At 39.6% G+C, this 21,679-nt stretch carries 25 protein-coding genes; all 25 read left to right on the top strand.

Annotated features, from left to right (window positions below; genetic code table 11):
• Positions 1-28: 28 nt before the first annotated feature.
• The 25 genes from CEF19_RS03315 (at position 29) to spo0A (ending at position 21,533) form a co-directional block, all read left to right on the top strand.
• A complete protein-coding gene (locus tag CEF19_RS03315; RefSeq protein WP_100404765.1) occupies positions 29-310 on the top strand; it encodes a YqhV family protein in 282 nt (93 codons plus the stop codon).
• A 12-nt stretch (positions 311-322) separates the two neighbouring features.
• Complete coding sequence (gene spoIIIAA, locus CEF19_RS03310) at positions 323-1,252, top strand: stage III sporulation protein AA (protein WP_100404764.1); 930 nt, start codon at positions 323-325, stop codon at positions 1,250-1,252.
• Positions 1,249-1,761, top strand: coding sequence for a stage III sporulation protein SpoIIIAB (spoIIIAB, locus tag CEF19_RS03305; protein ID WP_100404763.1), 513 nt, complete (start codon positions 1,249-1,251; stop codon positions 1,759-1,761). Before spoIIIAA ends, spoIIIAB begins: the two co-directional genes overlap by 4 nt.
• A 23-nt stretch (positions 1,762-1,784) precedes the next feature.
• Positions 1,785-1,991, top strand: a complete 207-nt coding sequence (spoIIIAC, locus tag CEF19_RS03300; protein WP_100404762.1) for a stage III sporulation protein AC — start codon at positions 1,785-1,787, stop codon at positions 1,989-1,991.
• Positions 1,992-2,006: 15 nt separating this feature from the next.
• Positions 2,007-2,396, top strand: a complete 390-nt coding sequence (gene spoIIIAD / locus CEF19_RS03295) for a stage III sporulation protein AD (protein WP_264755151.1) — start codon at positions 2,007-2,009, stop codon at positions 2,394-2,396.
• A 35-nt stretch (positions 2,397-2,431) separates the two neighbouring features.
• Positions 2,432-3,604 carry a stage III sporulation protein AE gene (gene spoIIIAE / locus CEF19_RS03290; RefSeq protein WP_100404760.1) on the top strand — a complete coding sequence of 391 codons (1,173 nt, stop codon included), beginning with the start codon at positions 2,432-2,434 and terminating at the stop codon, positions 3,602-3,604.
• Between the two features lie 22 nt (positions 3,605-3,626).
• Positions 3,627-4,271: a stage III sporulation protein AF gene (gene spoIIIAF / locus CEF19_RS03285; protein WP_100404759.1), complete on the top strand. Its 645-nt coding sequence runs from the start codon at positions 3,627-3,629 to the stop codon at positions 4,269-4,271.
• Positions 4,268-4,930, top strand: coding sequence for a stage III sporulation protein AG (spoIIIAG, locus tag CEF19_RS03280; RefSeq protein WP_100404758.1), 663 nt, complete (start codon positions 4,268-4,270; stop codon positions 4,928-4,930). Before spoIIIAF ends, spoIIIAG begins: the two co-directional genes overlap by 4 nt.
• 3 nt (positions 4,931-4,933) lie before the next feature.
• Positions 4,934-5,536, top strand: a complete 603-nt coding sequence (locus CEF19_RS03275; RefSeq protein ID WP_100404757.1) for a SpoIIIAH-like family protein — start codon at positions 4,934-4,936, stop codon at positions 5,534-5,536.
• Between the two features lie 174 nt (positions 5,537-5,710).
• On the top strand, positions 5,711-6,076 hold the full coding sequence (locus CEF19_RS03270; protein WP_100404756.1) for a hypothetical protein: 366 nt from the start codon (positions 5,711-5,713) through the stop codon (positions 6,074-6,076).
• A 249-nt stretch (positions 6,077-6,325) separates the two neighbouring features.
• Positions 6,326-6,805 (top strand): acetyl-CoA carboxylase biotin carboxyl carrier protein, encoded by a 480-nt coding sequence (gene accB, locus CEF19_RS03265; protein ID WP_100404755.1) that lies wholly within the window; start codon positions 6,326-6,328, stop codon positions 6,803-6,805.
• Positions 6,806-6,821: 16 nt separating this feature from the next.
• Positions 6,822-8,192 (top strand): acetyl-CoA carboxylase biotin carboxylase subunit, encoded by a 1,371-nt coding sequence (accC, locus tag CEF19_RS03260; RefSeq protein ID WP_100408192.1) that lies wholly within the window; start codon positions 6,822-6,824, stop codon positions 8,190-8,192.
• Positions 8,193-8,213: 21 nt separating this feature from the next.
• Complete coding sequence (locus CEF19_RS03255) at positions 8,214-8,624, top strand: Asp23/Gls24 family envelope stress response protein (RefSeq protein WP_100404754.1); 411 nt, start codon at positions 8,214-8,216, stop codon at positions 8,622-8,624.
• A gap of 208 nt (positions 8,625-8,832) precedes the next feature.
• Positions 8,833-9,243 carry a transcription antitermination factor NusB gene (gene nusB, locus CEF19_RS03250; RefSeq protein WP_100404753.1) on the top strand — a complete coding sequence of 137 codons (411 nt, stop codon included), beginning with the start codon at positions 8,833-8,835 and terminating at the stop codon, positions 9,241-9,243.
• A 13-nt stretch (positions 9,244-9,256) separates the two neighbouring features.
• Complete coding sequence (gene folD / locus CEF19_RS03245) at positions 9,257-10,102, top strand: bifunctional methylenetetrahydrofolate dehydrogenase/methenyltetrahydrofolate cyclohydrolase FolD (protein ID WP_100404752.1); 846 nt, start codon at positions 9,257-9,259, stop codon at positions 10,100-10,102.
• A 5-nt stretch (positions 10,103-10,107) separates the two neighbouring features.
• On the top strand, positions 10,108-11,457 hold the full coding sequence (xseA, locus tag CEF19_RS03240) for an exodeoxyribonuclease VII large subunit (protein ID WP_100404751.1): 1,350 nt from the start codon (positions 10,108-10,110) through the stop codon (positions 11,455-11,457).
• A gap of 41 nt (positions 11,458-11,498) precedes the next feature.
• On the top strand, positions 11,499-11,744 hold the full coding sequence (gene xseB / locus CEF19_RS03235) for an exodeoxyribonuclease VII small subunit (protein ID WP_100404750.1): 246 nt from the start codon (positions 11,499-11,501) through the stop codon (positions 11,742-11,744).
• Entirely contained in the window at positions 11,741-12,631 is an 891-nt protein-coding gene (locus CEF19_RS03230) for a polyprenyl synthetase family protein (protein ID WP_100404749.1), read from the top strand. Before xseB ends, CEF19_RS03230 begins: the two co-directional genes overlap by 4 nt.
• 694 nt (positions 12,632-13,325) lie before the next feature.
• Complete coding sequence (locus CEF19_RS03225; RefSeq protein ID WP_100404748.1) at positions 13,326-13,931, top strand: hypothetical protein; 606 nt, start codon at positions 13,326-13,328, stop codon at positions 13,929-13,931.
• A gap of 10 nt (positions 13,932-13,941) precedes the next feature.
• Positions 13,942-15,831 carry a 1-deoxy-D-xylulose-5-phosphate synthase gene (gene dxs / locus CEF19_RS03220; protein WP_100408191.1) on the top strand — a complete coding sequence of 630 codons (1,890 nt, stop codon included), beginning with the start codon at positions 13,942-13,944 and terminating at the stop codon, positions 15,829-15,831.
• A 3-nt stretch (positions 15,832-15,834) separates the two neighbouring features.
• Positions 15,835-16,659 carry a TlyA family RNA methyltransferase gene (locus CEF19_RS03215; RefSeq protein ID WP_100404747.1) on the top strand — a complete coding sequence of 275 codons (825 nt, stop codon included), beginning with the start codon at positions 15,835-15,837 and terminating at the stop codon, positions 16,657-16,659.
• Positions 16,660-16,848: 189 nt separating this feature from the next.
• Positions 16,849-17,298 carry a transcriptional regulator AhrC/ArgR gene (gene ahrC, locus CEF19_RS03210; protein ID WP_100408190.1) on the top strand — a complete coding sequence of 150 codons (450 nt, stop codon included), beginning with the start codon at positions 16,849-16,851 and terminating at the stop codon, positions 17,296-17,298.
• 29 nt (positions 17,299-17,327) lie between these two features.
• Complete coding sequence (recN, locus tag CEF19_RS03205) at positions 17,328-19,052, top strand: DNA repair protein RecN (RefSeq protein WP_100404746.1); 1,725 nt, start codon at positions 17,328-17,330, stop codon at positions 19,050-19,052.
• Positions 19,053-19,173: 121 nt separating this feature from the next.
• On the top strand, positions 19,174-20,490 hold the full coding sequence (spoIVB, locus tag CEF19_RS03200; RefSeq protein ID WP_100404745.1) for a SpoIVB peptidase: 1,317 nt from the start codon (positions 19,174-19,176) through the stop codon (positions 20,488-20,490).
• 239 nt (positions 20,491-20,729) lie between these two features.
• Positions 20,730-21,533 (top strand): sporulation transcription factor Spo0A, encoded by an 804-nt coding sequence (spo0A, locus tag CEF19_RS03195; protein ID WP_100404744.1) that lies wholly within the window; start codon positions 20,730-20,732, stop codon positions 21,531-21,533.
• The last annotated feature ends 146 nt before the right edge of the window (positions 21,534-21,679 follow it).

The raw sequence follows: 21,679 nt of genomic DNA, 5'->3' as shown, positions 1-21,679 counted from the left end.
TCACAATAATGAACGTTGAGGTGGATATATGAAAAGTTGGCTTCTTACTATAGAAACCGCCGTATTAGTCATGGTTGGCTTAAGGGTCCTCTCAGGATTAATTGAACTGACAGCAGCGGGAATGATGTTGCGTTTCAATAATGTTGAAAAAGCAGTGGGGATTAATGCAATTCTTGCAATAATTGGTCCGACGGTTTTAGTGACTTCCATTGCAGTTGGTCTTATTGGTATCTCTGACCGAATATCCATGACAAAGCTAGCGCTAATTGGCGGTGGTGTCATCTTAATTTTACTAGGAATTCGAAGATAGGGGGAAGTGGTTATGTTAAAAGAGGTTTTACCTGTTTTACCAGATGGAATTCGCAAACTACTAATAAACCTACCAACTTCTGTCCAATCTCAAATTGAAGAAATAAGATTACGAGTGGCAAGGCCACTTGAAGTAATTGCAGATGGTAAACCTTTTTACCCTGAGCAATTTAACCAATTGTATCTTGTGAAGCCTGAGGATGGACAATTCTTATTAAACCAACTTAGTCAATACTCGCTTTACGCGTTTGAAGAAGAACTTAGGAGGGGCTTTATTACGATACAAGGAGGACACCGGGTTGGTTTGGCGGGAAAGGTTGTTCTTGACAAAGGACAAGTTAAAACGATTCGAGATATAAGCTCTTATAATATAAGGATTGCCAGACAGACGATTGGTGTAGCAGAGAAACTTGTTTCTGAACTGTATGACGGGAGATGGTTAAATACATTGTTTGTAGGACCACCTCAGTCAGGAAAGACCACTTTACTTCGAGATGTTGCTCGAATGATTAGTGAAGGTGTTCCGAGGAAGGGGATTAGTCCTTTAAAAGTAGGAGTTGTCGACGAACGCTCAGAAATTGCTGCAAGTTTAAAAGGAGTACCACAGCATCATCTCGGAAAAAGAGTGGATGTTCTCGATGGTTGTCCAAAAGCAGAAGGAATGATGATGATGATTCGCTCAATGAGTCCAGATGTACTTATTGTTGATGAAATTGGTCGTGTTGAAGATTGTCTAGCTATCCAAGAAGCACTTCATGCGGGAGTGGGGGTGATGACTACTGCTCATGGCTTTTCTCTAGAAGACTTAGCATCACGTCCTGCGTTACAGCCCTTGTTTGAAATGCAAGCATTTAATCGCTATGTCGAGCTCGGCCGGACGACTAAACCTGGAGTCGTAAAGCGGGTACGTCATCAGCTAAAGAACGTGGTGAAAGTAAGGTGAAATTACTAGGGGCTATTTTCATCTTGTTAACAACAACAATTCTTGGATTCGGGTTTGCGAAGCGATTAAGTGAGCGCCCTCGGCAATTGAGACAATTGAAGGTCGCGCTTCAATCATTAGAAGCTGAAATATTATATGGCTTAACTCCTTTAGCGGAAGCTAGTCAAAATTTAGCTAAACAGATGCCGGATCCAATTTCCTCTTTCTTTAGTGAATTTGCTTTCCGTCTTTTAAATAAAGAAGAATCTGCGTATGAAGCGTGGGAGAATAGCCTTCAGGAAACGTGGTCAGAGACAGCTCTACTGCAAAATGAGCGAGAAGTGATGAGCCAATTTGGGGCAACACTTGGACAACAGGATCGTGAACAACAGCAAAAGCAAATTAAGCTGACACTGTCTCATTTAGAAAGAGAAGAAGGGGAAGCACGAGACCAACAAACACGGTATGAGAAAATGATAAAAAGTCTCGGGTTCTTAACAGGTCTTCTTATTATCATTTTAATGATGTAGAGCTAGAAGGAGGGGGAGAAGTTGTGGTGTATGATGTAAACACCATTTTCCAGATAGCAGGTATTGGTATTGTTGTAGCTATGATTCATACCGTGCTAAAGCAAATGGGTAAAGAAGATTGGGCTCAGTGGGTCACCCTCATTGGTTTTGTTGTTGTGTTATACATGGTGGCAACAATTGTTGACGATTTGTTCCAAAAAATTAAAGGAGTCTTTTTGTTTCAGGGCTAAAGGAGGTGAGTTGCGATTGATATTATACAAATTGTCGGTCTTGGGCTAATCGCAACCTTTCTAGCCCTTGTTGTGAAAGAGCAAAAGCCAATTTTTGCATTTTTGTTAACGGTATTTGTTGGTATTTTTATTTTTATTTTTCTCATTGATGAGATTGCAAAAATCATTAAGATGCTTGAAGAAATTGCCAAGAGTGCAAATATGAACATGATGTATTTTCAGACGATTTTAAAAATTATTGGTATTGCCTATATTGCAGAGTTCGGTGCACAGATTGCTAAGGATGCTGGACAAGCTGCTATCTCTTCAAAAATTGAGCTTGCTGGGAAAGTTCTTATCCTTGTGATGGCGATTCCTATTTTAACAGCTGTCATTGAAATGGTGCTGTCATTACTACCGAATTAGAGTGTACAAGCATAGCAAGAGGAGGTGTTTTCACCGTGAGAGGTTGGTTCATTTTTATCACGGTATTATTTTTTTTTAGTTCTACACCGATCGCTGCTGCTGAAGAGGACATGCCTACCGAAGAAAATTTCGTAGAACGTCAAATGGAACAGCTTCAATTAGATGAAATTAGATCATATTGGGAAGAAATATCCACAGAATATGGTGGCTTTCTACCCGAAAGTCAAAAAGGATCTTTTATGGAATTTGTAATGGGTGATAAGAAGTTTTCTGCGAAGGAATGGGGCATGGGCTTCGTTCGTTTTCTTTTACATGAGCTTCTGGTCAATGGGAAATTGCTTGGAATGCTTATTTTGTTAACTATATTTTGCCTAATCCTTCAGTCATTACAAAATGCATTTGAGCAACACACCATAAGCAAGGTGGCCTACGCGATTACATATATGGTCCTTATGATTATCGCTTTAAATAGTTTCCATGTAGCGATTAGCTACGCTCAAGAAGCTGTTAACAATATGATTCACTTTATGATTGCATTGCTTCCGTTGCTTTTAGGACTTATGGCAGCGATTGGAAATATTACTTCAGCAACGTTATTTCATCCGTTAATCATTTTTCTAGTTAATACGAGTGGATTGCTCATTCAACATTTTGTATTACCACTTTTGTTTTTATCAACGGTGTTAAGCATCGTCAGCACGTTAACTGACCATTACAAGGTAACAAAGCTGGCTACATTTTTACGGAATCTAGCCGTTGGAACTTTGGGTGTATTTTTAACCGTTTTTCTTGGTGTTATATCTGTTCAAGGAGCTTCTACTGCCGTTGCGGATGGGATTACCGTCCGTACAGCAAAATTTATTGCAGGTAACTTTGTTCCAGTCATTGGTCGAATGTTTACCGATGCTGCAGATACCGTCATGAGTGCATCCGTACTTCTTAAGAATACGGTCGGACTGGCTGGACTCGCTATTCTGTTAATGCTATGTGCATTTCCTGCTCTTAAAGTATTATCCTTAGCTCTTATATTTAATTTATCAGCAGCTATTCTCCAACCCTTAGGAGGTGGACCAATAATTGAATGTCTTTCAATTATTGGAAAAGCAGTCATTTTTGTTTTTGCCTCATTAGCAATTGTTTGTCTAATGTTCTTTCTTGCGATAACGATTATGGTCGCCGCAGGAAATCTATCATTTATGATTCGCTAACACTAAAGGAAGGAGCGTATATATGGGTTTTTTGACGGAATGGCTAACAAATATTATCCTCCTTATTTTACTAGCAACAATTTTAGAGCTAATGCTACCAAATTCGAATATGCAAAGATACGTAAAAATGGTAGTTGGTCTTTTGTTACTTGTAATGATTCTTCAACCTTTATTATCTATTTTCACGACAGATGTCGATGAATGGCTCTTTTCACTTTCGAATGAAGTGGATCGAGAAAAAATGTCGATAGAAGAATCAATAAATTTACAAAAAAGAGATATAGAGCTCGGACAGCTTGCATATATTTCAGAACAGGTGGCTGTCCAACTAGAGAAACAAGTAGAGGAAACATTACGAGAGGACTATTCGTTGGAAGTTTCCAAGCTTGAAGTCAAGGTCGATGAGGATGCCGTGCACCCTCTTGAAATGGAAGATGTTCGTTCAATTTATATCGAGTTAAAAGAGTGGGAAGACCCCGAGAACTTTGGGGAGAATGATGAAGTAAAGGCGGTAAGTGTTGTCATTGACACGACAAAACCTTTACCAATTCAAGAGCAGGATGAATTCATCGACTTAGATCCAGTTCGTCAGTTCCTTTCAGAAAGTTGGCAAGTGCACACTGAAACGATTTCGTTAGCGTGGGAAGGAGGGAAACGAGCAGAATGAATCAAGACGAACAGAAGGAACGTCAATGGCTGCAAAAGCTATTTCAGAAACCTGGAAGCGGAAAGAAACGAAGGTGGCCGCTTCACTACATCATGCTTCTTGGTTGTGTAGGAATTGCGCTGATGATTGTCGGGAACCTTCTGAACACTCAACCAATGGATGAAGAACAGCCCTTACCCGTTTTTAATGAGAAAGATTCAGAAGATGAACCCGCCTTTGGCCAGAAATCCCAAGCAGAACCAAGTTCAATGGAAGATTACGAGAATCGATATGAAAATCAACTTCGCGAGTCATTGGAACAAATTGTTGGGATTTCAGATGTTTCGGTCATGATTAATCTTTCAGAGACTGAACGAAATGTATATGAAAAAAATTCCAACACAAAGCAGCAGCAAACGGATGAAACAGACCGTGAAGGCGGACAACGCAAAGTAGAAGATGTTACTAAGGATGAACAACTTGTTATTATCCGGAACGGGGATAAGGAAGAGCCCGTTTTAATTAATAAGGAAAAGCCTGATATCCGCGGTGTCCTTGTTGTCGCAAAAGGAGTAGAAAATAAAGAAGTGAAGACTTGGGTCGTGGAAGCGGTTAGTCGAGTACTAGATGTACCATCTCACCGAGTATCCGTCATGCCTAAGAAAACAAAGGAGGAATAAAGAATGGTCTTAAAGAAACAAACGGTATGGTTGCTCACAATGCTAAGTTTAATTTTTGTTTTATCGGTATATTACATTTCATCTCCGCAGGGTCCAGGTGAAAACGTTGCTTTTGTTGACGATGGACAATTAGAGAGTTCAGAAGCAGAGGAAGAGCAAGAAGCTAATGTAGTCAATGTTGCGGAAGAGTTTGACATTGACATTGAAGAAGCAGAGTTCACAGAAAATGGAATGATTTCACATACATCAAGTAACCAGGCTTTCGCAGCAATTCGCTTGCAGTTGCAAGAAGTTCGTGATCGTATGTTAGAAGAGAATAGAATCGCTATCGCATCTTCAGATTCACCAGCAGATTTAGTTGTCGAAGCACATGATAAAAACAATGAACTTCTTCGTTTATCACAAAAAGAAGCAACGCTTGAGACATTAATCATGACAAAGGGATATGAAGATGTTTTAGTCATGGCAGAAGATGACGAAGTTCAAATCATTGTTCAAGCTGAGGAATTATCAAAAGCAGAAACAGTTGAAATTATGAACCTTGCAGCACAGCAGCTTGGTCTAGCTATGCAAGTAAAAGTAGGTTATCATCCAACCTCAAAATAATCATAAACTTTTCGATAAAGGGAGTGTCTCAAAAGGTTAGAAACAACCTAAAGAGACACTCCCTTACTACTTTAGAAAAAGTCAGTCTTGTTCTAGTTACTTGGAAACAGGTGCATTGCTTCTTTTGACATGATATAATACGACAATCAACTTGTGAATGAGAGGCGATAATGAATGGAATGGACTGATTTGACAGAGGGAGCGAAGGCTGTCCTAGAACAAACACGTAATTTAAAAAATGACCATATTCAAATTGTTGAATTTGAAATAGGGTTTGAACAGCATTTTGAATCTGGAGACGGCGGTTATACTGTTTCGATTGAAGAAGAAGACTATCTTAGTTTAAAGCGATTTACCCAAGAGAATGAATATGGAGATAAGTTTCATATGGCTAGAAATAAAGATATCGTAAAGATTATTTTGCTTGAAAATGGCAAAATTCCTGATAACTTATCAGAGTTTCCTGTCTTCAGACAATATAAGAAGGATGCCTTAATTAAGGAAGAGCATGAAGCTGGAATCGAAGGAACTGAAGAATAACATTTCTTCCCTCCATTATTTTTTAATGGAGGTTTTTTAAAGTTGAATCGCGAAATATAAAGTTATGCCTGGAATCGTCATAAACTTTGTGATGGATTTAAGAAAATAAGGAAACAGCTAGATTTCATCTATATGCAGATTTTCTAATCTGATTAAGGGCTTATTATGGTATAATACGTTGATGTGGTGTTAGTACAAGATACTAATTTTAAAGTAAAATTGAGTATGAAGACGAAGGAGTGTACATATATGTTAAAGGTTCAAGAAATTAAAGAGCTTATCCGTGCAATCGACCAATCAAGTCTAGACGAATTTAAATTCGAACAAGATGGAACAAAACTAGTCTTACGTAAGCAAAAAGCTCAAGCAGCTATTCAACCAAGTTTGCCTGTTGTAACAGAAACAGTTCAAGCCACTCATAATTCAACTCCAGTTACAGAGCCTAGCAATAAGCAAGAAGAGGTGAAGCCTGAGCCTGTAACAGCTAATTTACATACAATAACGGCACCTATGGTTGGGACATTTTATGCTGCACCATCCCCTGATGCAGATCCTTATGTGAAAAATGGAGCTGACGTCAATACAGAGACGGTTGTTTGTATTTTGGAAGCAATGAAGCTAATGAATGAGATTGAGGCTGAAGTTAAAGGTAGAATCGTTGAAGTTTTGGCTGAAAACGGAGAATTAGTAGAGTACGGCCAGCCTCTTTTTGTAGTAGAAGCAAGATAGTATGGGAGCGAGTGATATGATAAAAAAACTATTAATTGCCAATCGTGGAGAAATTGCAGTGCGTATTATCCGCGCCTGCCATGAACTAGGAATTGAGACGGTAGCTGTTTACTCGGAAGCAGATAAAGAAGCTTTGCATGTTCGTATGGCTGATGAAGCATACTGCATAGGACCTACTGCATCAAGTAAGAGCTATCTTAACTTTACAAATATTATGAGTGTCGCCACATTAACAGAAACTGATGCCATTCATCCCGGTTATGGTTTTTTAGCTGAAAATGCGGATTTTGCCGAGATTTGTGCGGCATGTAATATTGTTTTTGTCGGTCCAAGCCCAACTGCCATCAACAGAATGGGTACTAAGGATGTTGCGCGGGAGACGATGGCTGCTGCTGGTGTACCGATTGTTCCTGGTTCAGATGGAATCGTTGAAAATGCTGAAGCTGGGTTGAAAGTTGCTGAAAAAATTGGGTATCCTGTTATTATTAAGGCAACAGCTGGTGGTGGGGGTAAAGGAATCCGAGTGGCTCGTACTCCGGATGAACTCGTCAAAGGTATGAACATTACACAGCAAGAAGCTGCAACAGCATTTGGTAATCCGGGTGTCTATATCGAAAAGTATATTGAAGATTTCAGACATGTAGAAATCCAAGTAATCGCCGATAACTATGGTAATGTTGTCCACTTAGGCGAGCGTGATTGTAGTATTCAGCGTCGTTTACAAAAGCTATTGGAAGAAACACCTTCACCTGCTATTTCTGTTGAGAAGAGACATGAGATGGGAGAAGCAGCTGTGGCAGCTGCTCAAGCTGTAAATTATTCCGGAGCTGGTACAGTTGAATTTATTTACGACCATCATACGGGAGATTTCTTTTTCATGGAGATGAATACTCGTATTCAAGTTGAACACCCTGTCACAGAAATGGTTACAGGAATTGATCTGATTAAAGAGCAGATTTATGTAGCCGATGGAAAAAGACTTTCTTTTAGCCAAGAAGATGTTGAATTTAGAGGATGGTCGATTGAGTGCCGAATTAATGCTGAGAATCCATCGAAGAATTTTATGCCTTCACCTGGAAGAATTACAAGTTATTTAGCTCCTGGTGGTCTTGGCGTTCGAGTAGATTCAGCTGCGTATTCAGGGTACCTTATCTCACCATTTTATGATTCGATGATTGCCAAGGTTATCACGTACGGGGCAACACGTGAAGAAGCTATTTCGCGCATGAAACGTGCCCTTTCAGAATTTGAAATTAAAGGAGTCGAGACAACGATTCCATTTCATCTACGTTTATTAAGTCATGAGACGTTTGTTTCGGGTGACTTTAACACAAAGTTTTTGGAAACGTATGATGTGATGTCGGTAAAGCTAGCCAATGAATCATAATTGAATCCGGAGGGATGAACAATGAGTGAAAACAACCAAAATTTAGAGCTTGATGACCAAAAATCAGAGCTTGGAAAAGTTGAAATTTCACCTGAAGTGATTGAAGTCATTGCGGGGATTGCAGCATCTGAAGTTGATGGAGTTGCGACAATGCGGGGGAACTTTGCCTCCGGAGTAGCTGAAAAACTTGGACGTAAAAATCACGGTAAAGGTGTTAAGGTCGACCTTGCGGAGGATGGGATTACAGTTGATGTATCTGTGATTATCACCTATGGTGTGTCCGTACCTGTTGTGGCGAAGCTAATTCAAAATAATATCCAACAGGCCCTTCAAACAATGACAGCAATCGAGCTTCAAGCGATAAATGTTCACGTCGTTGGAGTACAATTTGAATCCGCTGAATTAGGGGACGTTGTCGAAGAGGAAATGTAAGCAGTTGGTATGAGGAGGACAGTCAAGGTATAATAGCTTGACTGTCTTTTTTCGAGGTGACAAGTTCTTTGTGTGAAACAAAAGTAAATAAAACGATAGATCCAGAAAAGGAAAGCCACTGAAAAGGTCATTGAAAAAAGGAGATTGTTCTGTTTTCATAAAAAATGTTATGCTAGTATCAATATAGTAAAAAAAGGAGAAAGTGTACATGAACCGAAGATTAGCACGTTTACGAGCCGCGCAGGCTCTTTATCAAATGGATGTAGCCGATACGGATGCGACCACAGCTCTACAAAGTGTTTTAGATGATGAAGACGAAGCGAGTGAGTTTTTACATAAATTAGTTGAAGGAACGGTTGAGCATAAAGAAGAATTAGATCGGGTGATTTCTGCTAATTTACAAGGCTGGACAATTGAGAGAATGGGGCATGTTGACCGGGCCATTGTTCGAATGGCGCTCTATGAAATGAAGTTTATTGAAGACATACCTGCAAATGTAACATTTAATGAAGCGATTGAGTTAGCTAAAGCTTTTGGTGGAGAAGAGTCTGGTCGTTTTATTAATGGTGTATTATCAAAATCCGTTGATATGATAACAAAAGAGAGCGGGAACGAATAAGGAGAGTGGTAGTATGACAGCAATTTTGTTAAATGGAAAAGAACTAGCAGCAAAAAAACGTGAGCAAATGAAAGAAAAAGTTGAACAATTGAAAAGCCAGGGAACCGTTCCTGGTTTAGCTGTGATTTTGGTTGGAACTAACCAAGCTTCACAAACGTATGTCCGTTCAAAGCAAAAAGCATGTGAGCAGATTGGAATACATTCTGTGCTTGTTGAACTTTCTGAAGAAACGACAGAATCACAGCTCCTTGCTGAAATTGACCGTTTAAATGAAGACTCTTCGGTTGATGGCATTTTAGTGCAATTACCTTTACCTAAACAAATTACAGAGCAAGCAGTTATAGAACGTATCCACCCTAGTAAAGATGTAGACGGGTTTCATCCGATTAGCATTGGGAAAATGATGACGGGTGAAGAAACATTTCTTCCTTGTACCCCACATGGTATTGTTGTCATGCTAAAAGAAGCAAATATTGAGCTTGAAGGAAAGCATGTCGTCGTCGTGGGACGAAGCAATATCGTTGGGAAACCAGTGGGACAACTCCTTTTAAATGAAAATGCGACGGTAACATATTGTCATTCACGAACGAAAAATTTAGAAGAGATGACAAAACAAGCGGACATTTTAATTGCAGCTGTGGGTGTGACGAAAATGATTAAAGAAAAGCATGTCAAACCTGGTGCCGTAGTTATTGATGTTGGAATAAATCGTGAAAACGGAAAACTTTGTGGCGATGTTGATTTTGATGAAGTGAAGGAAGTCGCGTCTTATCTAACACCCGTTCCGGGTGGTGTTGGCCCGATGACGATTACGATGCTTCTTGAAAATACAATTCAATCAGCAGAACGTAGAGCGTAAGAGCGATGACAGCCCAGAATATCCTCACTATTTCAGAAGTGACAAGACGCATTAAAGGCGTGCTTGAAGACGATGCAATTTTACAGGATGTCTGGCTGCGAGGCGAGATTTCCAACTTTAAGCTACATAGTCGTGGACATATGTATTTTACAGTCAAAGACCAAAACTCTCGCTTGCAATCTGTGATGTTTGCCGGAAATAATCGATTTCTCCGCTTCAAGCCAGAGAATGGGATGAAGGTATTAATACGAGGTGAAATCAATGTGTACGAGCCCTATGGCCAATATCAGCTTTATGTAAAGGAAATGCAGCCTGATGGGATTGGAAGCTTGTATTTAGCATATGAAAAACTAAAAGAATCATTAGAACTTGAAGGTTTATTTGCGTCTGAACGCAAGAAAATGATTCCACGTTATCCAAAACGAATCGCCATTATTACGTCTCCAACTGGAGCGGCTATTCGAGATATGATGACAACATTGAAGCGGCGTTTCCCTATTGTTCAAGTGACCCTCTTACCAGTTCTCGTTCAAGGAGACGAAGCACCTTACTCCATTTCGAGAGCAATTGAGCAAGCAAATCTAGCAAACGTGTTTGATGTGCTTATCGTCGGCCGAGGTGGGGGATCGATTGAAGAGCTTTGGGCCTTTAACGAGGAAATAGTTGCGAGGGCGATTGCTACGTCAATGATACCCGTTATTTCTGCAGTCGGTCATGAAACTGATTTTACAATAAGTGATTTTGTAGCAGATTTACGTGCGCCTACTCCAACAGGAGCCGCAGAATTAGCTGTACCTGATATAAAAGCATTGCAGGAGCAACTACTCTCTTTACAAAAACGGCTGCACCGAACGTTTCATGACCAAGTCGAACAAAAACGTCAAAAACTAAGTCGAATTCAGCGTTCCTATGCATTCCGCTATCCCGAGCAGTTAATTCGTCAAAAGGAACAACAACTAGACAGTTACATGGAACGATTGAAGCGGTTAGCGTTGCGGAATGTATCTGAACAAAAACGCAGTTTTCAGGAATTAGATAGAGCCTTGCTAAGAAACCATCCACGTGTTCAAATGGTTCAGGCAGAAGAGAAAATTTCGCTGGCTCAAAAAGAACTTATTCGTGCCATGCAAGAACAACTTAGAGTAAAAAAACAACCATTTCAACAGCTATTAGGTGAATTAAATCTGTTAAGTCCTCTTAAAATTATGGAACGCGGCTATAGTCTTGCTTATGATGAAAAGACAAAAGCGATGATAAAGTCGACGGAACAGGTGAATGTTGGATCGGATATAATGGTTCGATTGCGAGACGGAGAATTGGCGTGCGTAGTCAAGGAAAAACACTCTTCTAACTAACGATCTTTCCCAAATACCTAGAACAAGCAAGGGGGATACAAATGCCAAAGGAAACGAAGGAAGCACTAAGCTTTGAAGAAGCAATGGAACAATTGGAATCCGTGGTGGACCAGCTTGAAAAAGGAGATGTACCATTGGAAAAAGCGATAACAATGTTTCAAGAAGGAATGCAGCTCTCAAAGCATTGTCATGAGCGATTAGAACTTGTGGAAAAACAAATGGATCAAATCCTTCATGCGGATGGTGAAATTGAAGAAGTCCACTTAATGGAGGACGAAGAAGCGTGAATCCGGAATTAACCTTATTTTTAGAAAGTCAAAAGCAAGCGATTGAAGAACGTCTACCAGTTCTTGTTGAGGGGCTTCAAGCACCTCAAGTGTTAAAGGAAGCAATGATTTATTCGCTTCAAGCAGGTGGTAAGCGCATTCGCCCAGTCCTTCTACTAGCTACGATGCATGGATTTGGGAAATCGCCAACCGACGGTCTTGATGTGGGTTGTGCGATAGAAATGCTTCATACATATTCGTTAATTCATGATGATTTGCCTGCTATGGATAATGATGATTTAAGAAGAGGAAAACCAACGAATCATAAAGTGTATGGTGAAGCGTTGGCGATTTTAGCAGGTGATGCATTGCTTACCTACAGCTTTGAATTAGTTGCTTCATTAGATGATGAAGTCTGTTCACCACACGAAAAATTATGGCTCCTTCGTGAATTTGCGAAGGCTTCTGGTCCCGAAGGAATGGTTGGCGGACAAGTTGCAGACATCGAAGGGGAGAATCGAGTCCTTACAATGGAGGACTTAGCGTATATCCATCATCATAAAACAGGAGATTTACTTGCTTTTTCTGTGGTAGCGGGAGCTGTCTTATCAGGTGCGAATGAAGAAGATATAAAGGGGGTAAAGCAATTTGCTCGCGAATTAGGTCTAATTTTTCAAATTAAAGACGACATCCTTGATATTGAAGGTGATGTTGGATCCATAGGGAAGCCTGTTGGAAGTGATGACGAAAATAATAAAAGCACATATCCAAGTCTGCTAGGTATGGAAGAAACTAAAGTCTTATTAATAAAGCATACTTTAAAAGCAAAGGAATATCTTTATGGTGTAAAGATGGATCATACATTACTTGATGCGTTAACAGATTATGTCGTTAATCGGAACCATTAGAGGGATTCAACCCCTAATATTGAGCTTGTTTAGACCATGTGTTATACTAACTATATATGAGAGTGGTGCAGTATTCTAGTCAGTTCTCCTTTCTTGAGGGCGGGGCTAAAAATCCGCCGAAGGGCACATCGATGAAGCTCCTTGTTTTTGCTTGAGGCGCCCAGCCTTGGGTCTAAGCTGGGAGAAAAGGTAGAAGGGCGATCCACAAAGGCATGTGGGCGTTGACCCTTCTACTGTGGAGGCCTTTTTCTCGAACTATACGTGTGTATGGTTCAAGAGTAAGAGGTATGAACCTGTAAAGGCAAACTAGGGAGTTTGTCTGCAGCGTAGCCTGCCTTGAGTGGAGGTAGAGGGGATGATGGGCTTATGTTGTGTTTCTTGTAGGCCAACAGGAAGGGCAACTTACCATCTGAAATCTACTCTGCAAAAGAGGATAAAAGAAAGGCACGGAACTGTTGAGGAAATCTCCTAGACTGTTCGATTGACATTTAAAGGGGATTACAGTGTAGACTAAGTGGTAATCCAGTCTGACGTCTGGTGACAACGTCAAGTTTAGTATAAAGGGAAACCGCCCTTGCGGCGACGCAACGGAGCTAAACTGGGAAATCCTACTGGACCTAAGCTACAGGGTTTACTCTTTAAATGACCACTCCACCTACATAGGTTGCTTTTATAAAGGTACAGAGGAGAAAATATGAAACCTCTTTTAAAATCAATACATTGGAGTTTGGGAATTGCCGTTATCACACTCGTGTTAGCGGCTATTTTTTCAGTTTTTTCGACATTTTTATTAAGTGGCGTGACATGGGCCGTCGGTATGGGGATAGTATTTATAATTGTATTTATAGGTGTGTTTTTTGATACAATTGGCGTAGCAGCTACAGCAGCGAACGAGAAACCATTCCACGCGATGGCATCTGAACGGTTGATTGGTGCTAAGCATGCAGTTCTTATTACAAGAAATGCTGATAAATTTGCGAACTTTTGTAACGATGTAATTGGAGACATTTCCGGTATCGTAAGTGGTACTGCTTCAGCGTATGTAGTATTGCAGCTATCTATAGAACTTGGTTATGGGGAAACATCGATTCAACAGTTTGCAATATCTATTCTATTTACGAGCGTAGTTGCAGCACTTACCGTTAGTGGCAAATCAATTGGTAAGACGATGGCGATTCATTATGCTACACCGATTATTTATCAAGTGGGTAGATTGTTATACCTTTTAGAGGTAAACTTAAAAATAAAAGTATTTTCGAAAAATGGAAAAAAGAAGAAAGATACTAAGATTCGAAAGTGAGGGTTTCTACGTGAAGCTAGAAGATTTGAAAAACCCGAGCATGATTAAGAATTACTCTAAATCAGAGCTAGAAGGTCTTGCAGAAGACATTCGTACATTTCTCATAGAAAAACTATCTGAAACGGGAGGCCACCTTGGTCCTAACTTAGGTGTGGTGGAGTTAACATTAGCGCTCCATTATTTATTTGATAGCCCAAAGGATAAATTCATTTGGGATGTCGGTCATCAAGCGTATGTGCACAAGATTTTAACGGGACGAGCTGGTCAATTTGACCGACTACGCCAATATAAAGGACTTTGCGGATTTCCTAAGAGAAATGAGAGTGAGCATGATGTGTGGGAAACTGGGCATAGCTCTACTTCTCTTTCTGCCGCAATGGGAATGGCGACTGCTCGAGATATTAAAGGGACGGATGATAAGGTTGTCGCTATAATTGGTGATGGCGCTCTAACCGGTGGAATCGCTTTAGAGGCTTTAAATCATATTGGACATGAACAAAAAGACTTAATCGTTATTTTAAATGATAATGAAATGTCAATTGCACCGAACGTAGGTGCTCTTCACAATGTTCTTGGTCGCTTACGTACAGCTGGTAAATATAAGAAGGCTAAAGAAGAACTTGAGCAATTAATAAAGAAAATCCCAGCATTTGGTGGGAAAATTGCAGCTACTGCTGAGCGGGTGAAGGATAGTTTAAAATACTTACTCGTTTCAGGTATTTTCTTTGAAGAATTAGGTTTTACCTACCTAGGTCCAGTAGATGGTCATGATTTAGATGATTTAATGGAGAACTTAAAATATGCTAAAAAAACTAGTGGTCCTGTGTTAATTCACGTCCTTACGAAAAAAGGAAAAGGATATGAGCCTGCTGAAAATGATGCAAAAGGTACTTGGCATGGATTAGGACCTTATAAAATTGAATCAGGAGAAGTCGTTAGTAAGCCTGGACCTCCAAGCTATAGCTCTGTTTTTGCTGAAACCCTCAAGACAATTGCACGTACGGACAAACGAATTGTTGGGATAACAGCTGCGATGCCTGGGGGAACGAAACTAGATTCCTTTGCGAAGGAATTTCCCGAACGAATGTTTGATGTCGGAATCGCCGAGCAGCATGCGACCACCATGGCAGGGGGACTTGCTACACAAGGATTAAAACCTGTCTTTGCTGTTTATTCAACCTTTTTACAGCGTGGTTACGATCAAGTGGTTCATGATATTTGTCGACAAAATTTAAATGTTGTTTTTGCGGTTGATCGTGCAGGTTTAGTTGGGGCAGATGGTGAGACCCATCAAGGGGTTTTTGATATTTCTTATTTGCGTCATTTACCTAACATGAAGATTTTGAATCCAAAGGATGAAAATGAGCTTCAGCACATGATATATACTGCAACACAATACGATGGTGGGCCAATTGCGGTTCGTTATCCACGTGGAAATGGGTATGGAATAAAAATGGATGAGCAATTAAAGATGCTTCCAATCGGAAAATGGGAGACACTCCAAGAAGGTCATGATGCCTGCATTTTGACATTTAGCACAATGATTCCAGTGGCAGAGGAAGCGGTTAGACAGTTAAGTACACAAGGCTTGTCGGTTAAGATTGTGAACGCAAACTCTGTTAAGCCGCTTGATGAAGAATTTCTTTTAGAGCTTGCCACTTTAAATATACCAGTCCTAACTTTAGAGGAAGCAGCCTTACAAGGGGGCTTTGGTAGTGCGGTTTTAGAGTTTTTCCATGACAAAGGTTATCACAATATGGAGATTACAAGAATGGGAATTCCTGATTATTTTATTGAGCATGGCAGCGTTCCTGAACTATTAGAAGAAGTAGGTTTAACATCAGCAGGTGTAGCAGAGCAAATGCTGAAGTTATTACCGAGAAAGCAGCAAAGGGCATAATTCATGGCGAAAAAAGAACGTATTGATGTTCTCCTTGTTGAACGAGGACTGATTGAAACGAGAGAAAAAGCTAAACGTTCGGTTATGGCAGGTCTTATATACACCGAATCGGAGCGTATTGATAAACCTGGAATGAAAATTGATGTAGATGCCCCCCTCACTGTAAAAGGAGATGTTCTCCCTTATGTGAGTAGAGGAGGACTTAAGCTTGAAAAGGCAATTAATGCCTTTCAGTTAAACCTCAAAGACAAGGTTGTTCTAGATATTGGCGCATCAACAGGCGGATTTACGGATTGTTCCCTGCAAAACGGGGCAAAAGCCGTATATGCCTTGGATGTCGGATATAATCAACTTGCTTGGAAAATTCGTCAAGATGAACGTGTGACGGTCATGGAAAGAACAAATTTTCGTTATGTAAAGCCCGAGGATTTAACAGAAGGGCTCCCGCATTTTGCGACGATTGATGTATCATTTATTTCTTTAAGACTCATTCTCCCCGTTTTAAAAACGATTCTGCTACAAGGAGGAGAAGTCGTTGCTCTGGTAAAGCCGCAATTTGAAGCTGGGCGTGAGCAGGTTGGAAAAAAGGGAATTATCCGAGATGCTGCTATCCATGAGCAAGTGCTTGATCGAATAATTGCCTTTGCTTTAAAAGAAGGTTTTGACGTTTGTGGGATCGACTACTCCCCAATAAAAGGTGGAGAAGGCAATATCGAGTTTTTATTGCATCTTTCCAATGCAGTAACAACTCATGGTTCTTTAAAGTCAGATCAACAGATACAAGAAGTTGTATCACGAGCGCATGAACAACTGAAAAAGATTGAGTAATACGACTTCCGGAAATGTTAACATGGAGCCGAAGTTTACTTAGTTCTTTAGGGGTGTCCAAAAGGTTATAAACAACCTTTCGGACACCCCCCTTTTACTTTTGCATAAATATAAATGTGAATGTATTGAATTACATCTTGATTCGCGAGATAATGAAGGTAATAAAATGAGAAAAAGCAGGTGTTTCAATTGAATAAGGGTCAGCGTCATATTAAAATACGGGAAATTATTACCAATAGGGAAGTTGAAACGCAAGACGACTTAGTAGAAGAATTAAAAAATTCTGGCTATAATATAACGCAAGCGACGGTCTCCCGAGACATTAAGGAGCTGCATCTTGTAAAGGTACCAATGATTGATGGACGATATAAGTACAGCCTACCAGCTGATCAGCGTTTTAATCCGCTTCAGAAATTAAAGCGTGCATTAATGGATAGCTTTGTTAGTATTGACCGTTCAGATAATCTCATTATCATGAAAACATTACCTGGAAATGCCAATTCAATTGGTGCTCTAATTGATAATCTGGATTGGGAAGAAATAATGGGGACAATTTGTGGTGACGATACAATTTTAATTATTTGCAAGCTGAAAGAAGATTCTCCAGACATTACAACTCGCTTTTTGGACATGCTTTAAGTCGAACAACCTTTAGAAGGGTGGACGTTATGTTAATTGAATTATCAATTAAAAATTTCGCAATTATTGAAGAGTTGACCATTCCCTTTGAAAAAGGTCTTACCGTTTTAACTGGTGAGACAGGTGCAGGAAAATCAATTATTATTGATGCGATTGGATTATTATTGGGAGGAAGGGGTTCGGTTGAATTTGTCCGGCATGGAAAGAAGCGTGCCGAAATCGAGGGACTCTTCACCGTTCATTCAGATCACACGATTTTAAAAAAAATAGATGATCTCGGAATTGATATCGAAGAAAATATGCTTGTTCTTAGGCGCGATATGACGTTGCAAGGAAAAAGCATATGTCGTATAAATGGAAAGCTTGTTACTCTTGGTATTTTACGTGAAATTGGTCAGAGCTTGGTCGATATTCATGGTCAACATGAACATCAGGCATTAATGCAAGCCGACCAACATAAGGAATTGCTTGATGACTTTGCAAAAGAGAAATTACTACCTACTCAAGCTGAATATCAATTGCTTTATAAACGGGCAAAAAATTTGCAAAAGCAATTGCTAAATCTAAGCGAAAATGAACAGGAAATGGCACAACGTGTTGATTTATTACGTTATCAACTTGAGGAAATAGGACAAGCTAATCTAGAGCCAGAAGAAGATGTACACTTAGCAAACGAGAAATATAAGCTGGCTAACAGTGAAAAGCTGTTTAAAACATTACAGGATAGCTATGACAGCTTGTATGGTGATGGGAGAGGTCTAGACTATATCATGAATGCCGTGTCTCATTTAGAGGAAGCGCAGACAATTGATAATGGGCTTAGAGAATTGCACGAGAATGTGAGTAATAGTTATTATTTGCTAGAAGAAGCAGCCTTTTCTTTAAGAAATCAACTTGAGGAAATTGAATTTGATCCAGCTCGATTAGAAATGATCGATGAAAGATTAAATGAAATTCAAAAACTCAAACGTAAATATGGTAAAACCGTTGTAGATATTCTAGAATATTCAGCAAAAGTTGAAGATGAGCTTGATACGATTATTCATAAGGATGATCGTATCCAAAATTTGGAGAAAGAACTTGAGTCGGTGTGGCTTGATTTATCGGTTGAAGCCCAAGCTATAACTGATATCCGAAAGGAAGCAGCAGCAGCACTATCAGAGGAAATACATAAGCAATTAAAAGCTTTATACATGGAGAAGACTGTTTTTGATATTCGGATAGTAGAGCGATTAGCTGGCAAACAGGGTTCGCAAGTTGAAGGAAAGACAATGTATTTTGGTCCAGACGGCAGAGATGAGATTGAGTTTTATTTAGCTACGAATCCAGGCGAGCCATTAAAGCCTTTGACGAAAATTGCCTCGGGTGGAGAAATTTCAAGGATTATGCTCGCATTAAAATCAATTGTCTCCTCAAGCCAAGGTTTAACTTCTGTTATATTTGATGAAGTGGATACGGGTGTGAGCGGCCGAGTTGCTCAAGCAATTGCTGAAAAAATTCACTCCGCCTCGTCCAAATCTCAAGTCCTCTGTATTACCCATCTTCCTCAAGTAGCAGCAATGGCTGATACTCATTTATATATTAAGAAGGAAGAAGAAGAAGAGCGTGTAAAAACATTAGTTTCTCCTCTTTTATATAAAGAAAAGGTTAATGAACTAGCAAGAATGATATCAGGTGTTGAAGTAACCGACTTGACAAAGCAGCATGCAGAAGAACTTCTTCAATTAGCCAAACAACATAAACAATCAATTTGAAAAGCTAACCAATTAAGGTTAGCTTTTTATCTTCGGAGCAGTTATAAATGTAGTCAGACAAGGTAACATTAGTAGTACAGCCATTCAGAGGTGTGGGCTGGGAGCTAGGAGTGTGAAGAGAGTGAGAGGCGATACAATTAGGAAAGTAACAGGAATATTTCTTCTTCTATTCCTTCTTAGCTTGGGACTTTCAACAACTTTGAAGGAGTGGGTTTCAGTGCCTACTTCAATTACAGTTTTTGAAGGGGAGAAGACAGAGCTTTTTAGGACAAATGGATCGATGAAGGCGGTTACGGTGGCAACAAATGATCCTAGCTTAGCTTTTTCGTTGGAAACCGAAAAGAACTATCCCTCATCTGTGGCATCAATTTCTAGCGAAGAGTTGGGTGAACAGCAAATGTCTTTAGAAGTTGCTGGTTTTCCGATTAAAAATATTGATGTGAATGTTCTTCCGAAAACCGAAGTAATTCCGGGAGGACAGTCGATAGGAGTAAAATTAAACACAGAAGGCGTACTTGTGGTTGGACACCATCTTGTTAAAACAGCGGATGGAGATCAATCCCCGGGGGAAAAAGCTGGAATTGAAATTGGAGATATGATCACACAAATTGATGGTCACGAGATTCAACGAATGAGTGAGGTCGCAGATTTAGTACAAGTAGCAGGAGATGAAGGACGCGCATTAGAAATTAAAGTGAAACGCGACCAACAAACGCAAATAAAGGAATTAACACCTTTACAGGCAGAAGGTGAGCATTCCTATCGAATGGGCTTATATATTCGCGATTCTGCAGCAGGTGTTGGAACATTAACCTTCTATGATCCAATATCGAAAAAATACGGTGCATTAGGTCATGTCATATCAGATGTAGATACAATGAAACCAATTATTGTTCATGATGGTCAAATTATTCGTTCGGCGGTAACGTCAATTGAAAAAGGTAGTAATGGTGACCCTGGTGAGAAGCTGGCTAGCTTCGCCCAAGGTAGAGATGTATTAGGGTCCATTGAAAAAAATAGCTCATTTGGAATTTTTGGAACGCTTGATTCAAAAACTAAATTAAAAAACGACATTCATGATAACCAAATGCCAATTACCCTTTCAAATCATGTGAAAGAAGGACCGGCAAAAATTCTTACTGTGGTAAATGGGGAGGATGTCGAGGAGTTTGATATTGAAATTGTAAGCTCTGTTCCTCAAAGGGAACCTGCAACTAAAGGGATGGTTATTAAGGTGACTGACCCGAAATTACTTGAAACGACAGGTGGAATTGTTCAAGGCATGAGTGGAAGTCCAATTATTCAAGACGGCAAACTTGTAGGAGCAGTTACACATGTTTTTGTAAATGACCCAACATCAGGCTATGGCTGTCATATTAGTTGGATGTTAGAAGAAGCAGGCGTCAATATTGAAATGAAAAAAGCCAAAGCGAGTTAAATCGTTTTGGTTTTTTTCGGTAGGAAAGCAATATATATGTTATAATAAAGAAAATTCGACACCAGAAAGCGTAAAAGAAAGGTAAATATCGAATGAGGTCGAAATCAGAAGTAAAATCGAGAAAAATTGAGGAAATCTAAAAAAAACTAATAAATTCACTGAAATTTAAAAGGAGAATCATCATTGCTGTCGAAATCGTAATCTATGACAAACTAACAAGAAATAAGGAGGACGTTTTTGTGCAAACAGTTAAAGTGTGTATCGCCGATGACAATCGTGAATTAGTGAACTTGTTAAATGAATATATTTCAACGCAAGAGGATATGGTCGTTGAGGGTGTTGCGTATAACGGGCAAGAGTGCCTAAAGCTAGTAGAAGAGAAGCAACCCGATGTATTAATTTTAGACATTATTATGCCCCATCTTGATGGGTTAGCTGTGCTTGAACGCATGGGTCAGCTTAATTTAACTAAGAAGCCCAGTATTATTATGTTAACAGCATTTGGCCAAGAGGACGTAACAAAAAGAGCGGTGGATTTAGGTGCGTCTTATTACGTGTTAAAGCCATTTGATATGGAAATTCTTATAACTAATATTAGAGAGATTGGCGGTCAAAAGCAGAACTTTGTTCAAAAGTCTGCATCATCTCTTATTTTAAATAATCAATCGTTTCGTCAAGAGAATAATGTTATTAACTTAGATGCGAGTATTACAAGTATCATTCATGAAATTGGTGTGCCAGCTCATATTAAAGGGTATATGTACTTACGTGAAGCAATAACAATGGTTTACAATGATATTGAACTATTAGGCTCAATTACGAAAGTTCTTTATCCTGATATTGCCAAAAAGTTTAAAACAACGGCAAGCCGCGTAGAACGTGCCATTCGTCATGCAATCGAAGTGGCTTGGAGTCGCGGAAATATAGACTCAATTGCGTCATTGTTTGGCTATACGGTAAGCCATACAAAGGCTAAGCCAACTAATTCAGAATTTATCGCGATGGTTGCGGATAAGCTTCGAATCGAGCATAAAGTCAGCTGAAGAGTCTGTAATTAAGCGGTTTTTTATAAGAAGGCATCTTCATTTTGTTGGATGATCACAAATTGAAGGTGTTTTTTTGGGTTATAGTTTGCCATTTAATGTAAAATAGGTGAAAAAATACATGTTAATAGCGGATAGGTAATAGC

It is taken from the genome of Bacillus solitudinis, assembly GCF_002797395.1.
GTDB classification, from domain to species: domain Bacteria; phylum Bacillota; class Bacilli; order Bacillales; family Bacillaceae_D; genus Halalkalibacter_A; species Halalkalibacter_A solitudinis.
This window is presented reverse-complemented; position numbering and strand designations above follow the sequence as displayed.

What these genes read in the sequence shown, in the direction of transcription:
- folD (WP_100404752.1), top strand. Translation starts at nt 9,257, where the DNA reads ATGACAGCAATTTTGTTAAATGGAAAAGAACTAGCAGCAAAAAAACGT.
- CEF19_RS03270 (WP_100404756.1), top strand. Translation starts at nt 5,711, where the DNA reads ATGGAATGGACTGATTTGACAGAGGGAGCGAAGGCTGTCCTAGAACAA.
- recN (WP_100404746.1), top strand. Translation starts at nt 17,328, where the DNA reads ATGTTAATTGAATTATCAATTAAAAATTTCGCAATTATTGAAGAGTTG.
- CEF19_RS03225 (WP_100404748.1), top strand. Translation starts at nt 13,326, where the DNA reads ATGAAACCTCTTTTAAAATCAATACATTGGAGTTTGGGAATTGCCGTT.
- spoIIIAG (WP_100404758.1), top strand. Translation starts at nt 4,268, where the DNA reads ATGAATCAAGACGAACAGAAGGAACGTCAATGGCTGCAAAAGCTATTT.
- nusB (WP_100404753.1), top strand. Translation starts at nt 8,833, where the DNA reads ATGAACCGAAGATTAGCACGTTTACGAGCCGCGCAGGCTCTTTATCAA.
- accB (WP_100404755.1), top strand. Translation starts at nt 6,326, where the DNA reads ATGTTAAAGGTTCAAGAAATTAAAGAGCTTATCCGTGCAATCGACCAA.
- CEF19_RS03215 (WP_100404747.1), top strand. Translation starts at nt 15,835, where the DNA reads ATGGCGAAAAAAGAACGTATTGATGTTCTCCTTGTTGAACGAGGACTG.
- CEF19_RS03275 (WP_100404757.1), top strand. Translation starts at nt 4,934, where the DNA reads ATGGTCTTAAAGAAACAAACGGTATGGTTGCTCACAATGCTAAGTTTA.
- CEF19_RS03315 (WP_100404765.1), top strand. Translation starts at nt 29, where the DNA reads ATGAAAAGTTGGCTTCTTACTATAGAAACCGCCGTATTAGTCATGGTT.
- spoIIIAA (WP_100404764.1), top strand. Translation starts at nt 323, where the DNA reads ATGTTAAAAGAGGTTTTACCTGTTTTACCAGATGGAATTCGCAAACTA.
- xseB (WP_100404750.1), top strand. Translation starts at nt 11,499, where the DNA reads ATGCCAAAGGAAACGAAGGAAGCACTAAGCTTTGAAGAAGCAATGGAA.
- CEF19_RS03255 (WP_100404754.1), top strand. Translation starts at nt 8,214, where the DNA reads ATGAGTGAAAACAACCAAAATTTAGAGCTTGATGACCAAAAATCAGAG.
- xseA (WP_100404751.1), top strand. Translation starts at nt 10,108, where the DNA reads ATGACAGCCCAGAATATCCTCACTATTTCAGAAGTGACAAGACGCATT.
- spoIIIAF (WP_100404759.1), top strand. Translation starts at nt 3,627, where the DNA reads ATGGGTTTTTTGACGGAATGGCTAACAAATATTATCCTCCTTATTTTA.
- accC (WP_100408192.1), top strand. Translation starts at nt 6,822, where the DNA reads ATGATAAAAAAACTATTAATTGCCAATCGTGGAGAAATTGCAGTGCGT.